The 14,456-nt window shown below is 75.1% G+C and carries 5 protein-coding genes; 2 read left to right on the top strand and 3 right to left on the bottom strand.

The genetic code is table 11. The annotated features are described in order from the left end of the window. Positions 1-177: 177 nt before the first annotated feature. The 3 genes from WME73_RS47960 to WME73_RS47950 all read right to left on the bottom strand — a co-directional run bounded on the left by WME73_RS47960 (position 178) and on the right by WME73_RS47950 (position 12,306). The gene (locus WME73_RS47960; RefSeq protein WP_437913956.1) at positions 178-8,166 is read right to left on the bottom strand and encodes a hypothetical protein; all 7,989 of its coding nucleotides are present in this window, start codon (positions 8,164-8,166) and stop codon (positions 178-180) included. Positions 8,167-8,327: 161 nt separating this feature from the next. Then, on the bottom strand, positions 8,328-10,187 hold the full coding sequence (locus WME73_RS47955) for a S49 family peptidase (protein WP_437913955.1): 1,860 nt from the start codon (positions 10,185-10,187) through the stop codon (positions 8,328-8,330). After that, on the bottom strand, positions 10,180-12,306 hold the full coding sequence (locus WME73_RS47950) for a zinc-ribbon domain-containing protein (RefSeq protein ID WP_437913954.1): 2,127 nt from the start codon (positions 12,304-12,306) through the stop codon (positions 10,180-10,182). Before WME73_RS47950 ends, WME73_RS47955 begins: the two co-directional genes overlap by 8 nt. A 495-nt stretch (positions 12,307-12,801) precedes the next feature. Here WME73_RS47950 and WME73_RS47945 point away from each other — a divergent pair, with 495 nt between their 5' ends. Together WME73_RS47945 and WME73_RS47940 are read left to right on the top strand one after the other, a co-directional pair. Continuing rightward, positions 12,802-13,929, top strand: a complete 1,128-nt coding sequence (locus WME73_RS47945) for a hypothetical protein (protein WP_437913953.1) — start codon at positions 12,802-12,804, stop codon at positions 13,927-13,929. Between the two features lie 190 nt (positions 13,930-14,119). Then, positions 14,120-14,437 (top strand): YtxH domain-containing protein, encoded by a 318-nt coding sequence (locus WME73_RS47940; RefSeq protein WP_437742978.1) that lies wholly within the window; start codon positions 14,120-14,122, stop codon positions 14,435-14,437. Positions 14,438-14,456: the final 19 nt, after the last annotated feature.

Genomic DNA, 14,456 nt, shown 5'->3' with positions numbered 1-14,456 from the left:
AGACGGATGCGCCGATGCGGCCACCCCGCACTCATCGCAAAAAGGCGAAGCGCGGACATGCACACGGGAAAGCTCGGGTGAGACGGGATACGAACGGGCTCCGGTCGGCGCTGCGGGGGCGCGAGGTCTGCGAGGAACATGACGCCACCGACGTCCGCGCAGCGGGTGCCGCGGCGCCTATGTGCCTGCACGGAAGCGCGAGCTTCCCGTGTCGACCCGCCGGAGTGAAGGCACCGTACCAGGCTGCCATCGCGCTTCGGCGTACTCCATCCGCGTCGCGAGGCGTACGAGATCGGCGATCTCGGGGACCGCCGCGCAGGCCGCGGCGAGCCCTTCGGGGTCGGAGAGCGGGACCGCCAGCTCCAGGCCGCGCTCCTTGAGGGTCGCGCGCACGGCCGTGGCGACGTTGCCCGCGGCGAAGAGGCCAGCGCGGCGCATCGCGGTGCGGGTCGTCTTGACGGCCCCCTCGTAGGTGATCTTGTCGGCGCTGTCGCAGATCTCGCGGAGGCGACGCTCTGCGCGCGGGGGGATGAGCTGCCAGAGGTTCTGCTCGAGCCGCACCACGGCCGGATTGCCGCGGGCGCTGTGCGCGGTGGCCTCCAGGGGCCCGAACGCGGCGACGATGGCGGAGAGCAGCGTGCGGAGCTCATCCTCCGAGCTGGTGTTCACCAGGACATGGTCGGGCATGGCGCCAGCGAGCTGAGCGCCGAGCAGGTAACGCAGCTCGGGGGTGTCCTCGCGGACCTCGCCCCGCAGCAGCACGGCCGGCGGGTTGACCCGGACGACCTGCCCCTCCGGCGGCGACGGAGCAGGCAAGGGCGCGCGCTGGTGGAAGAGCGCGGTGCGCAAGAGGCCGAGGTGAGCGGCCATGACGCCGTAGATCTCCCCGAGGAGGGTGGGCGATGTCGGCTGGATCCGCTCGGAGGGGACGAGCCCGGACTGGCCTGCGTCGCGGCGGTAGAGGCCCGTCTCCCAGACGATCGCGAGCGCCTCGTTGACCGGCGATTCCAGATCGCGGAAGAGCAGCGCGCTCACGAGCTCCGGCGCGTCGCGCTGCGCGGCGAGGGGCGGCGGCGTGACGACGCCCTCGCCGGGCCGATCGGACGGCTCGTCACCGTCGAAGGCGCGCAGCACGTGCTCGATGGCGCGGGCGTAGGTCATGTTCTTGTCGGTGATCGCGGCCGCCTGGAGGCGCTCCAGGGTGCCCCGATCGCCGAGGCGCAGGTGGGCCTGCATCCGTCGGACCGCCAGCGCCTCCCGGGAGCGATCGTCGCGCGGAGCGAAGCTCTTGATGAGCCGCTCGCCAGCGTCGTACGAGCCCGCGGCGAGCTCGCGGAAGAGCGCTGCCTCCTCGAAGCTCTCGGCCGCGGACGGCGACCACGCGGCCACGAGCCGCGTCGCGGAGGAGGGCGGCTGGATCGACGCCGGGGCGGAGACCGGAGGCCCGGGCTGCGGCGCGCCGGCGCTGGAGCGGCCCGACGCGGCGCCGCCGCGCGCGGCGTTGCTCTCCGCGGCACCTGACACGGCGCTCGGTGACGGCACCGGCGAGGCGGCGGTGCTCGCCGTCCCGTCGAGCAGATCGTCGTCCGACACCGCGGGAGAGGTGGATTGCGACGAGTCGTCGGCGATCAACCCCTCGTCGAGCGGATCGTTGAGCTCGACGAGATCGAGGTGCGGGTTGCTCGAGGCCGGCGCGCCGCCGCTCGACGGCGCGCGGCTGCTCGCCGGCCCGACCCCGCTCGACGGCGCGCGGCTGCTCGCCGGCCCGACCCCGCTCGACGGCGCGCGGCTGCTCGCCGGCCCGACCCCGCTCGACGGCGCGCGGCTGCTCGCCGGTCCGACCCCGCCCGACGGCGCGCGGCTGCTCGCCGGTCCGACCCCGCCCGACGGAGCGCGGCTGCTCGCCGGCCCGACCCCGCTCGACGGCGTACGGCTGCTCGCGGGTCCGGCGCCGTTCGCCGCCGACGCAGCGCTGGGCGACGCCTCTGGCGCCGCCTGGACCGGCTCCGCCGCGGCTGTCCGGAGCGTCGCAGCCTGGGGCACGTCCTCGGGAGGCAGGGTCGCCCGCTCGCTGGCCAGCTCGGCGTTCAGCTCGGCGATCTTCAGCCCCAGCGAGCGATCCGAGCCCGCGAGCACCGTGGCCTGCGAGAGGATCTTCGCTGCGCGATCCGGGTCGCTCGACACGTGCAGGCGCGCGAGCTGCATCAGCGCGCGCGCGCGATCGATCCCCGAGCTCTGCGCGGCGAGCTCTTCGAGCGCCTTCCGGGCGGCCTCGGGCTCACCTCGCGCAGCCGTGAGCTCCAGCTGGCGGCGCAGCGCCAGCGTGCGCGTCTCCGGCTCCGCCGCGGCCTCCTCGAGCAGGCGCGCGGCCGCCTCGAGATCGCCGGCGTTCTGAGCGGTCTCGGCGGCGGCGAGCGCGACCCGGCCGCGCGCGCGCATCCCCTGGAGATCGCCGCCGAGCGCACGATCGAACAGCGGGAGGGCGGCAGAGAAGTTCCGCTTCAGGGCCAGGCGCTCCGCCATGCCGAGCGCGACCAGCGTGCTCGGGCCGACCTCGGCGTGGCGCCGGGTCAGCTCCCGCATACCGGCGCCGTGGCCCTGGATGACGTCGAGCGTCTCGGCGAGCAGGAACGCGTGCAGGTCGACGTGCGCCGGGCGCAGACGCGGCGCGATGCGGCCGAGCTCCTCCACCGCGGCCTGCGCGTCGCGCGGCGTCCCGGTCCCGCGCAGCCGATACTCGATGCGGCGCGCCTCGAGGACGGCGTCGGGCGACTCCGGGGCGAGCTTCACGGCGCGGCGAGCGCGCTCGAGCGCCGTCGCGTCGTCCCCGAGCATCGAGGTGGCGCGCGCCGCCTCGACCAGCAGCTGCGCGCGCCGGTCGGGGGCGTCGCGCGACGCGCTGGCGAGCTGATCGAGCGCCGCGGCGAGCGCGTGGCCGTCCCCCTCCCGGCGGGCGATCTCGACGCGGAGCTCGATCACGGCCTCGCGCGGCGCGATGCGAGCGACGCTCTCCAGCGTGTCCTTCGCGGACTCGACGTCCCCGCCGCCGAGGTAGCTGCTGCACGCGCGGAGGCTGTACTCGGCCCGCTCGTCGGTGGTCGTCGCGAGATCGCCCAGCCTGCACCAGAGCGGGGCGGCGCGGAGCGGCGTCCCGAGCCGCTCGTGGATGTCCGCGAGGAACCTCAGCGCGCTCACGTCGTCCGGTGACGCCGCGAGCAGGGCCTCCAGCTCGGCGCACGCCTCGTCGAGGAGGCCGAGGCGCTGCTCGAGCAGGGCGGCGCGCCGGAGCCGCAGCGCGCGCCGCGTGTCCGGCAGCGGGGCCGCCTCGATGCGGCGCGCGAGGAGGGCGGCGACCGCGGCGTGATCGCCGCGGTCGCTCGCGTCCTGCTCGACGACCTCGACGGCGTGCATGTCGGTGAGATCCAGCCGGGCGATCGCCTCGTAGAGCGCCACCGCAGCGCCGCGATCGCCGAGCTCCTGGGCCAGCGGCGCGAGCTCACGGAGCACGACCAGCCGCTCCTCGTCGCCGCTCAGGATGCCCTGGAGGCGCGTGAGCACGTCGAAGAGCCGCTGGCGATCGTCGGTGCTCCGCGCGAGCCGGATGAGCTCGTCGATGTGCGCCTTGTCGAAGGGCGTCCTCTGGGCGGCCTCCATGAGGAGCTCCACCGCGCCATGGAGATCGCCGCCGGCGGCGAGGATGCCGGCGTGCTCGCGCGTCAACCCGAGGCGGACGGCATCCGGCAGATCGATGCGCGCGAGCTCGGACTGGACGAGCGTCTCGAGATCGGCGCTGCGACGTTCGGCCGCGTACAGCCGGCGCAGCCGGGTGACGACCTCGTTGCGCGTCTCGCCCACGAGCTGCCCGCCGGCGAGCGCCCGCTCCAGGGCGACGGTGGCCTCGGCGCGCTGGCCCTCGCGCTCGTGTTTGTCGGCGAGGTGCAGCAGCGCCTCGAGTCGCCGCGCGACCGGCAAGGCGTCGTCCAGCGAGCGCTTCAGCGCCTCGTCCCCGCTGGCCTCGACGGCCCCCTCCGCCTCGTACGCGAGCGCGTCGTCCTCCGGCGCGCGCCGGGCGGCCTCCACGAGCAGCGCCGCGGCGACCGGCGGCACGTTCAGGGCGCCAGCGAGCTTGCTCGCCCACCTGAGCAGGCCCGGACCGACGCTCGAGTGCGGCCTCATCGCTGCGGCGTACACCGCCGCGACGAGGTGCGACGCCGGCTCGGTCTGCCGCGCGAGCTCGCCCACGATGTCGAGGAGCGTCTGGAACTCGTCGACGTCGCCGTCGGCGAGCATCGCGCGCTCGATCGCGGCGAGCGCGAGCGCGGGCGAGTCGAGGACGGCGACGGCGATGCGCGCCATCGCGAGCCCCGCGCGGGCCCCCTCGGGGCCGTCGAGCTTCGCGATGCTCGCCTTGACCGCGCGGTCGAAGCGGATGGCCTCGACCTCCGGCTGCCCCGTGCACGCGATGAGATCGCGGATGGCCGCGCCGACGTCCTCGACGAGCGCCGCATCCGGGCGTACGACCAACGCGCGGAGCAGGATGTCGAGGCGCAGCCGGAGGCCCTCCTCCGTGCGGCCGGTGAGGGCCGCGGCGCGCTTCAACCACGCGTTGCGCGACGCCGGATCGGCCGTCGTCGCCACCCGCTCGAGCGCGCGCACGGCGTCCGACGGCTCGCCGACGTGCTCGGCGAGCCGAGCGAGCAGCACGTACGAGGTGCCCTCGGTCGGGACCGCCTCGAAGCTGGCCACGGCGTGCGCGAGCGCGAGCTCGAACGCGCCGCGCCTCTCCAGCTGCCGCGCCGCGCGGTAATGGGCGGCGCGGCGGCCGTAGCAGCCCAGGGCCGCGTCGGCGAGCAGCCGGTAGGTCTTGTCGAGGACGACGACGCCGCCGTCGGCGTCCGCCGATTTCTCGACCAGCGCGACGGCGTCCGCGCGGAGGGGATCGAGCTCGATCGCGCTCGCCGCCGCGGAGAGCGCGCGCTCGGGCAGGCCGTGCTCGTGCGCCAGGTTGGCGGCCTCGATCAGCAGGTTGGCGCGCCTGCGCCGCTCGGGCCCGACGTCGCCCGACCACCTGTTCTCGTCCGCGGCGGGCTGCGCTCCCCTCTCGCTCCGCGCCTCCGCGGCGCGCGCGACGATCGCCTCGATCGCCGCCTCGACGCCCGCGAACTCGCACATGTCCCGCGCGTAACGCTCGGTGCCGCCGCTCGGCGCGAGCTCGCTCGCGCGGAAGAACGCCTCCTCGGCGCCCCGGTGATCCTCCGCCAGGTCCCAGCGCAGGCTGCCGAGCTCACGCCACGCGGCCGCGGCCTCCGCCGCCGCGCCGGCGCCCTGCGCGGTGAACGCCCGGGCCTTCGCCTCGGCCAGCGCGATGGCGCCGTCGGAGCTGAGCCCCTTCGCGTCGAGCAGCGACGACTCGAGGCGCTGGACCCGCGCGAGGATCTCGTGAGGATCCGCCTGCACCGCGGCTGCGCGCGCGAGCTCCTGCGCTGCCCCGTCCGGATCGCCGCCGTCGAGCCGGCAATCGGTGAGCATGAACATCAGCTCGGGGGCGTGCGCTGCAGTGATCTCGACGGCCAGCCACCGCTCGAGCACGGTCACCGCGAGGTGAGGGTCGCCCGCCCGGCGCGCGAGCTCCAGCAGCCGCTCGCGCAAGAGCGGGTTCTGCGGGCCGAAGACGTCGAGCGAGCGCCTCGCGAGCGCCGTGCCGCGCTCGGGATCGAGGTCGTAGAGGGCGTGCAGCGCGCTCGCCAGCGCCGCCGCCATCTCGCCGAGCGGCTTGGGCTGCGCCAGGATCCACGCGAGCGCGTCCGAGAGGCGGGCCGCGTCGCCGGCGGCCGCGGCGCGGCGGATGAGCTCCGCGGTCGCCTGGGGGCACCCTGGCCGCAGCGCGAGCCAGCGCTGGGTCCACGCGAGCGCGAGCGGCAGCTCGCCCAGCGCCTCCAGCGCCCTCGCGAGGCCGTCGCAGAGCGCGCCGCGCGGGAACACCGTGGTGATGGAGCGCTCGATCGCGGCCGCCACCGCCCGGTCGACCTCGAACGGAGGCGCCTCGCCGGCCTCCGCGGCGGCGGCGAGATCTGCCGTGAGGATGGAGGCGAGCGTGGCCACGGCGCGCGCGGACGACGGATCGGCCTCGCAGGCGAGCAGCGCGACCTCGCGCGAGGGCGCCGCCTCGCGCGCCCGCTGCGTCCGGTGGTAGAGCGCCGCGGCGATCGAGAGCAGCACCGCGCGCAGCGCCGGCCAGACCGGCGCGGCGAGCTGCACGAGCGCGTCGGCGCGCTCCCGCAGGCGCCCGGTCCGCGTGGCCAGCACGAGCGCGGCGCTCGCCGCGCCGCGGTGCCCCGGGGCCTCGCCGAGCAGCGGCAACACCTCGTCCAGGGCGCGGGCGTCCTGGCCTTGCCGCCGGGCGATCGCCGACAGGAGGAGCCTTACGCGCACCAGCTCGACCCGCGTCAGCGAGGCCGCGCGGATCGCCTCGGACCTCGCGGAGCGCGCGCCCTCGGCCTCCGAGGACGCCCGCGTCGCCTCGGCCAGCCGCGCGCGGAGCAGGGCGTCGAGCGCGGCGCCTCCCCCGGTCCGCCGGCTCAGCCGATCGAGCGCCAGCAGGCAGCCGCGGTCGGCCGGCAGCGCCCGCGAGAGCCCCACGAGCGCCTCCTCGTAGGCCGCGCGCTCCTTCGGGCGGCCGCGGTAAATCACGACGAGCCGGCGGAGCGCGTCGATCCGCCCCTCGGCGGTGTCCGCGCCGCGGAGCGCGCGCTGCGCCGCGGCGAGCGCCTCGTCCTGCCCCTTGAGCCGATCGGCGATCCGCTGGAGCCCTGCCTCGGCGTGCGTCGGGTCGCCGCCGACGTCTCTCAGCGCCTCGAGCGCCCAGCGCGCGAGGCCGGGGTCGCCGATCTTCTCTTCCGCGAGGCGCGCGAGCTCCGAGAGCGCGTCGATCCGCCCCGCCGCGTCCTCCGTCGCCCTCGCGTCCGAGCCCTCGCCGATGCGGATGAGCGCCTCGACGAGGGGCGCCATGTCGTGCAGCGTCGCCGCGTGGTCGCGCAGCGCGGAGCGCGCGGCGGCGCTGCCGGAGTCGCTCGCCGCGGCCTCGATCCAGGCCTCCACGGCGCGATCGGGGCTCGCGAGCGGGCCAGCGTGGAGCCGCGCGAGCGCCACGTACGCCTCGGCCCTCGACGCCCCGACCCGCTGCTCCGCCCTGAGCTCGATCCGCGCGGCCACGAGCTCGTAGAGCCCCGCCTGCTCGAGCACCTCGTCGATCGCGCGGGCGGCGTCGCCGTCGATCGCCCCGTCGAGGCCCGCGTCGAGCACGCACCCGACGGCGCGCGCCCAGTCGCCCTCGCTCGTCGCGCCCTGGAGCCGGTGGCCGTGCACCTCCATCGCGCGTCGCAGGGCGGAGGGGCCAGGGGCCTCGCCCTCGCCGCGAGGCGCCCGCGCCGCGAGCGCGTCGGCGTGCGTCCGGAGCACCTCGTCGGCCGCGCCCTGCCGGCTGCGCAAGAACAGCGCGGCCGCCATGGCCTTGGCGGCCATGTCGTCGTGAGGCGCAATCTCGAAGGCGCGCAGGCGATCCTCGAACGCCGCCTCCCGCTCCCGCGCGGCTTCGCGCCGCTTGGCCGCCTCCAGGTACGCCTTCGCCGCGGCCGCGGGGAACACCTCGTCCGACGCCCAGGCCGCGATCGTGCCGAGCAGCTCGCTCGCCATCGCGTCGTCCGGGGCGAGCTCGCTCGCCTCTTCGAGCGCGTCGACCGCGCCCGCGACGTCGCTGGCGCGCGCGAGGAGCACGGCGATCTTCACCAGCATCCGCGCCGTCGCGCCGGGCGGCTGCGCGTCGTCGCGGAGGCCGCGCAGCGCCGCGGCGGCCAGGGCTGGCTCGCCCAGCCCGGCCAGCCAGCCGGCGAGCTCGCTCCTCATCGCCGGGTCGTCGCCCAGCGAGAGCGCCCGGCGCGCCAGCACCGTCGCCTGGTCCAGCTCGACGCCGCGCGCGGCGAGGATCCTCGCGAGGGCGAGGGCTGCCTCGCGCTCCCCTTGCGCGTCGCCGGCGGCGCGGCGCTCGTCCACCCGCGCGCGCCAGTAGGCCTCTTCAGCCCGCGGGCCGCGGTGGCGCGACACCGGCGCGATCGCCCGGGCCCCTGCGAGGACCAGCTGCCCCGCAGAGGCGGGCCCGGCAGGATCCATCAGCTCCGGCGAATGCAGCGACCTCCTCGCGCCCGACGCTGATGCTGCCCGATCCGGAGGTGAAGAGCTCATTTCGGCGACCCGCTTCGGGTATGCTGAACCCGCCCAGCCTACCAGAACGACCGAGGTACAAGGCCAATCTTCCGGCGCAATCTCGCGCTTTACCGGAGCGTCACCGCGAACGGTAACACCGTGAGCGCCCTCTCTCCGGCCAGGAGAGGCGCCATGGAGGCGGCGAAGGTCCCGACCTCCGGCGCGACGCCGAGCCACTCCGGCAGGAGGACGGAAGCCATCGCCTCCCGCGCGCGCTCCCTGAGCGCTGCGCGGTCGGGAGCCCGAGCGCTGCCCTCGTTGGCTTCGTCGCCGGTCGCCAGGAGCTCCAGCAGCCCGCCGTCGTCCTGCTCGATCTCGACCGGCGCGTCCGTCGGCAGCTCCGCCAGTTCGCGCGCGAGCGCGATCGCTCGCTCCAGGCCACCGAGCTCATCGACGAGCGAGCGCCCTGCAGCCTCGACCCCGCCGAAGATCCGTCCCTCCGCCGACGGCGCGATCGTCTCCAACGGGAGGTTCCGTCCCGCCGTGATGCGCTTCAGGAACAGATCGTAAACCGCCTCCATGGAGGCGAGCACACGGGCGCGTGTGGGCTCGTCCCAGGGTGTGAGCGCCGACATGTACGCGGCGCGCGCTGCCCGCTGAGGATCCGGGTTGGCCGCGACCGTCTCTGCGTTGATCCCGATGTCCGCAAGCGCCTTCCCGACGGCGAACTTGCCGCCCACGACGCCTATCGAGCCGATGATGCTCGTCCGCTCGGCGACGATCTTGGTGCCAGCGCAGGCGAGGTAGTAGCCGCCGCTCGCGGCCATCCCGCCGATCGAGACGACCAGCGGCTTCTGCTGCCGCAGCCGCATCAGCTTCTGCCAGAGCAGATCCGAGGCCAGCGCCGAGCCGCCGGGCGAGTCGATCCGGAGCACGACCGCCTTCGCGCTCTGATCCTCGGTGAGGCGCGTGATCGTTTGCCCGAGCTCGCGCTCGCCGATCCCGTCCGACGAGCCGATGGGCATCCCCTTGGCGCTCATGGTGATGCCGCCGATCGCCGGGACGACCGCCACATGCGGCGTCCCCAGCGAGCTCGCCCCGGAGACCGAGCGGAACACGTCCACGAGGCTCCGGGAGAAGCTCGCATCGCGCGGGGCGCCGCCGAACCGAGGCACGGAGCGCTCGGTGCCAGCGAGCTTCTTCGCGTCCTCGGTCGCGGACTCGAGATCGCCGATCTCGTCTACGAGCGCCCTCGCCTTCGCCTCTTCAGGCGCGAACGGGCCGTCCTCGAGGGCCTCCCGGAGCTCCTCCTTGCCGCGCCCCTCCACGATGGCCGACAGCCACGCCGCGCGGACCCCGCCGAGCGCGGACTCGAGCGATCGACGTGCCTCGGGGCTCGCCCCTTCCCGCGTGAACGGCTCGCTCGCGCCCTTGAACTTCCCCACCTGGAGGAAGTCGACATCCACGTTGAGCTTGTCGAGGAGCCCCTTCGCGAACACCAGCTGCGCCGCGATCCCCACCGTGTCGACCTGCCCGGCAGGGCTGAGCCAGAGCTTGCTGCAGGCGATGGACGCCAGCAGCATGGTCGCGTTGTTGTACTCGTCCGCGTGGCACACGACAGGTCGCCCCGCCGCGCGGACATCGCCGAGGATCCGGCCGATCTCGTGAGCCCGCGCGAACGCGAGGCGCGCGCTCCCGAGCCGCACGAGGAACCCCTTCGCGCTCGCGGACTCGGAGAGCGCTCGCAGCGACTGCACGAGCTGCGCGTGGGTCCTGCCGCTCGGCGGGCCGAAGAGCGACGCGGACGCGCTCTCGGGGAGCCCGCGCGAGAGATCGATCTCGATGACCGCCGGCTCGTCGAGGCCCGCCGCGGCGGGCGCCGGCAGCGCCGCCGCCCGCTCTCTCCCGGTGCACCCAGCCATCGATGCCGCCACGGCGAGGGCGCCGACGCCGGTCCACCGCACTCCTCGAGCTCGGCGCTTATTCATGCTTCATTCCAGGCAGATCCGAGGTGTCGATCGGCGGCGCCGTCGCTCCAGGCGCGGCGGTCGGCGGCGGATGCACGCCGGGCAGATCGCTCGTATCGATGGTGCCGCCCGGGGCGACGTAGTCGTCGGGCACGCGGCCGTCGTCCGGCGCCGCCTCCGGCCCGCGCCGAGGGCGCCCCGGCGCGGCCGGCGGGCTCGCGGGAGGAGCGCTCGCCGCGGCCTGTGGGCTCGGCGGAGGAGCGCCCGCCTGCGGGCTCTCCGCGCGCGCGCTCGACGCCGGCTCGGTGACGCCTCCTGGCTCGCCCTGCGCCTTTTCGAGCCGGTCGATGAAGGCCCGGAGCGGGCGCGCGAGCGGGTGCGGCCGGCTCGTCGCCAGCAGGCGCTCGTTCTCGGCGCGCGCGGCCGCGGGATCGCCGGACCTCGCGAGCGCATAGACGAGGAGCGCCCGCGCTCGCCCGGGGCTCTGCTCGATGCTCGCCGCCGTCCGGAGCCGCTCGACGACGGCGGCCCAGCTCGGATGAGCCTCGGCGAGATCGAGCGCGGCCAGCGTCAGCGCGCTCTCCGGCTGCGCGCTCTCGGCCGAGATCGCGCCGACGAGCTTCCGCGCGGAGGCGAGGTCGCCCTGCATGCGGAGCAGATCGATCGCCGCGCGGGTCACCTCGGCGTTCGCCGGCGCGACGCGCCGCGCGTGCTCGACCGCCTTGCGGGCGCGCTCGATCGCGATGTCGAGCTCGTGCCGCACCGTGTCCAGATCCGCGTCCCCTGCGGCGAGCAGCTGCAGCCGCAGCCACCGCACGTCCGCGTTCACCGTCTCGACCCGGGCCAGCGCCGCCGCGACGCGCGGGTCGTCCTCGGCGAGCGCGCTCGCCTTGACGAGCTTGTCCCTCGCCGTCTCCGGATCCCCTTCGGCCAGGCTCCTCTCGCCCTCGGCGAGCAGCGCCGAGACGCGATCGTCGCTCGCCGCAGGCCGGGCCTGGACGGCCGGCTTGAGGTACTTCGGCCCGAGGGTCGCCGCGCTCACCACCATGAGGCCGACGACGATGAGGCCGACCACCCACCGCGCGATCCCCGTCCTCCTCGAGGGCAGCGACGTGATCCCCGCGTCGCCGTCCCCCTCGTCGACATAGGAGGGACGCCCCTCGGGCTCCGCGGGCGCGGTCGGCGACCCCGACGTCGCTGCCCGCCGCGACGCGTGGTCCTCGCTCGCCGCGCGCGACGCCCCGCGCCTCGCCACGGGGGCTTCTTCTCCCGGGCTGTCGGCGCGCTCGATGCGCGGCGGTGGGACGCTGTTCGGCATCCGCAGCGGAACGGCGCCTGCGGCGCGCCCCTGCCCCTCGCCGCCGGCGTCCGCGGGCCCGGGCCTGATGCTGCCCTGGCGCGCATCGGCGACCCCCGCGCCGCGGAGGGTCCGCGGCTCCTGCCGGCGCGCGGGGTGCCCGTCCGGCAGCGGCGGCGCCTCTTCCGGCGGCACCACGACCCCGGGCAGCGCGCCCGGCTTCGTCATCGCCCGCGCGGGGGCGCTGGCCTCGGAGTCGTAGCCCGCGGTCTGCGCCCCGCGGCGCGGCGACGGGCGCTCCCTGCCCGACTGGACCTCCCGCACGTCCCGAACGACCGTCTCTGCGTCGTGGATGGACTCGGGGGCGGCGTCCGCGTCGCTCTCCGCCCGCGGGAGCGGGATCGCGACCGAGCCCTCGGTCTGCGCCGGCGCCGGACCGCCGAGCCCTGGAGGCGTCAGCGACCTCGAGCGGCCAGGGAACGGCGAGGGCCCGCCGATGCCCAGCGCGGTCCCGGCCATCACGATGCTGCCCGGCCCCTTGAAGAACGGCTCCAGCTCCGCGATCGACCCGAGCCGCCGCGGCCTCGCGTTGCCGCGCGAGATCACGTCGTCGCGGGTGATCTGGCCCTGGGTGATCGCCGCCTGGAGCTCCCGGAGCATCTTGAACTCGAGCTCCCGGCCGCCGAGCGTGCGCACCACCCACTTCTCGGGGAGCGCGCCGTCGGTGCGGCGGACCTTGAACTGGAAGCCGCAGTTCGTGCACTTGACCGTCGTGCCGCGCTCCGACACGAGCGCGTCGTCGAACTCGTACTCGGTGCTGCAACGCTCGCAGGTGACATCCATCTGCTCGACCGGTCCCCGTGTCCTCGCAAACGGCTGGCCCCCCAGGCGCGAGCCTGCCGGGGTTCCTCGTTCGGAGGTAGCCGCCCGGAACTCGGCGGAACGGTAGCACGGGTTCCCCTGTGCGCCCCAAAGCGTCGCGCCGCGCCGCGCCGTCCTCCGCTTTCCTGCGCGGTTCAGGGTTCGCGGTCCCCTGCGGTCCCCCCTCCCCTGCGGTCCCCCCTCCCCTGCGGTCCCCCCTCCCCCCGATGTCGCGGCCGCCGCCGCGTGACCTCCGCGAGGCACGGCACATCGGGGCCGGGCCGCGCCTCGCCACACGCGGGCCACATGCCGACGTGAACGCGGCTTCACGGCGAGCGCGCGATCGACCGAAATGCGCCGCGACTTGCCAGGCTTGTGTGGGGCATGTCGCTTGCTACGCTCGTCCGGTCGCGACCGTCACGCGCGAGGGCGCGGCTCCTCGACGCCGGGCGGCCGAATGCTTTCGGGAGACGGTGAATGAAGCGACTTACTCTGCTGGGTCTCGCGAGCGTGCTGGCGCCCCTCCTCGCGGGTTGCCCCATCTACGACGACGACGCCGACAGCCCCTTCTGTGATGCAGTCGTCGAGGACTGCACGCCTGGCATCCCGAGCGGCTGTGACGGGCCAGCCGACTGCTGGATCAACGAGACCTGTGGCGAAGACAACAAATGCCACATCGGCGACTGCACGACCTGGGGGTGTAGCCGGGGCTTCGAGTGCGTCATCGCCGACGACCACACCGCCGCCTGCGTCGCGAGCGGCTCCTCCGGGGAGGGGGGCAGCGGCGGGGCCCCCGGCGGCGTCGTGTACTGCGGCAACCCGGACGACTGCGCCGATGGCGAGACCTGCGCGCCGGATGGCACGTGTCAGCCCGGCAGCTGCGATCAGGTCCTTCCGAGCGGCGAGCCGCTCGGCTGCATCCACGGCTATGTCTGCGAGGGCGACGAGGCCGATGCGACCTGCGTGCCGGCGACCCCGGCCGCGTGCGGCGCCGACGCCGACTGCGCCCGCCTCGGCGCGGACTACCTCTGCGTCAGCGGCATCTGCACCGCGCCTCAGGACCAGTGCTTCGATCAGACGCAGTGTCCGGTCAACGACAAGTGCGTCGAGGGCAAATGCACGCCCGCCTGCAGCGAGGACGCGGACTGCCCCAGCAGCTACCGTTGCGACGCCACCCTCGGCATCTGCTCCCGCCCTGCGCAGCCCTGCGTCATCACCGACGACTGCGGCGGCCCCTCCGCCGTCTGCGTCGACGGCGCCTGTGTTCCGAGGAGCGACGGCGCCGCCTGCCCCGAGGGCGACGTCTGGGTCGAGAACGGCTGCATCCCGAATCAGTCGAGCAACTTCGTGTGCGGCGAGGATGGAGCGCAGGACGTCTGCGCGCCGGGGTCGATCTGTCTGCACCACAGCTGCTACATCTCGTGCGACCAGCCGAACCCGAACGCCTGCGACAACCAGCCGCCCTCGCTGAGCGAGTGCAGGACGGTGGCGACGTTCTCCGGCGAGCACCAGGTCTGCGGGTCGAGCGACAACCTCGGCGGCGACTGCGATCCCGAGACGCCCTGCAGCGAAGGCAAGATCTGCATCGACGGCTTCTGCCGGTAACGCCGCGGCGCTCCTCCGCCGCGATCGCTCCTCGGGGCAGGGCAGCCCCCTGCCCTGCCCCCTCCGTGCGCAATATGCCCTTGGCATGCGCGCTGCCTCACGTCCCGCCGGTCACTGTTCCAGCCACGTGAATCCACGCTGAGGGATACGCGTTACGCGCCCCCACGCGATACGAACCGACGGAGCCACAATGAAGGCAAACGATCTCGTCAATTACATGGCCGACATGTTCCCCTACAGGAGAAGGAGCTCACTCGATTGGATCGTTCCCCTGTCGGTCGGGCTCGGCCTCGGCGTCGCCATGGGCGTCGGGGTTGGCGTCCTGGTCGCGCCGACGTCAGGTGACGAGGCTCGCCGCCGGCTGCGCGACAGCACGAGCCGGCTGCGCGAGCGCGCGGAGAGGGCCAAGGAGCGCGCCCTGGGCGCTGCGCAGCGGACCCAGGACCAGATCCAGGAGAAGCTCCAGGAGAGCACCGGCTCGTACTCCAACGAGCTCGGCGCCCGCTGAGCGAGCTCCAGGGGGGCGC

Source organism: Sorangium sp. So ce302 (genome assembly GCF_051530145.1).
Classification (GTDB): Bacteria; Myxococcota_A; Polyangia; order Polyangiales; family Polyangiaceae; genus Sorangium; species Sorangium cellulosum_B.
Note: the sequence above shows the minus strand (reverse complement) of the source record. Positions and strands in the feature narration are given on the sequence as shown.

Coding starts and splice junctions, on each gene's coding strand:
- WME73_RS47960 (WP_437913956.1), bottom strand. CDS start 8,166: ATGGATCCTGCCGGGCCCGCCTCTGCGGGGCAGCTGGTCCTCGCAGGG.
- WME73_RS47955 (WP_437913955.1), bottom strand. CDS start 10,187: ATGAATAAGCGCCGAGCTCGAGGAGTGCGGTGGACCGGCGTCGGCGCC.
- WME73_RS47950 (WP_437913954.1), bottom strand. CDS start 12,306: ATGGATGTCACCTGCGAGCGTTGCAGCACCGAGTACGAGTTCGACGAC.
- WME73_RS47945 (WP_437913953.1), top strand. CDS start 12,802: ATGAAGCGACTTACTCTGCTGGGTCTCGCGAGCGTGCTGGCGCCCCTC.
- WME73_RS47940 (WP_437742978.1), top strand. CDS start 14,120: ATGAAGGCAAACGATCTCGTCAATTACATGGCCGACATGTTCCCCTAC.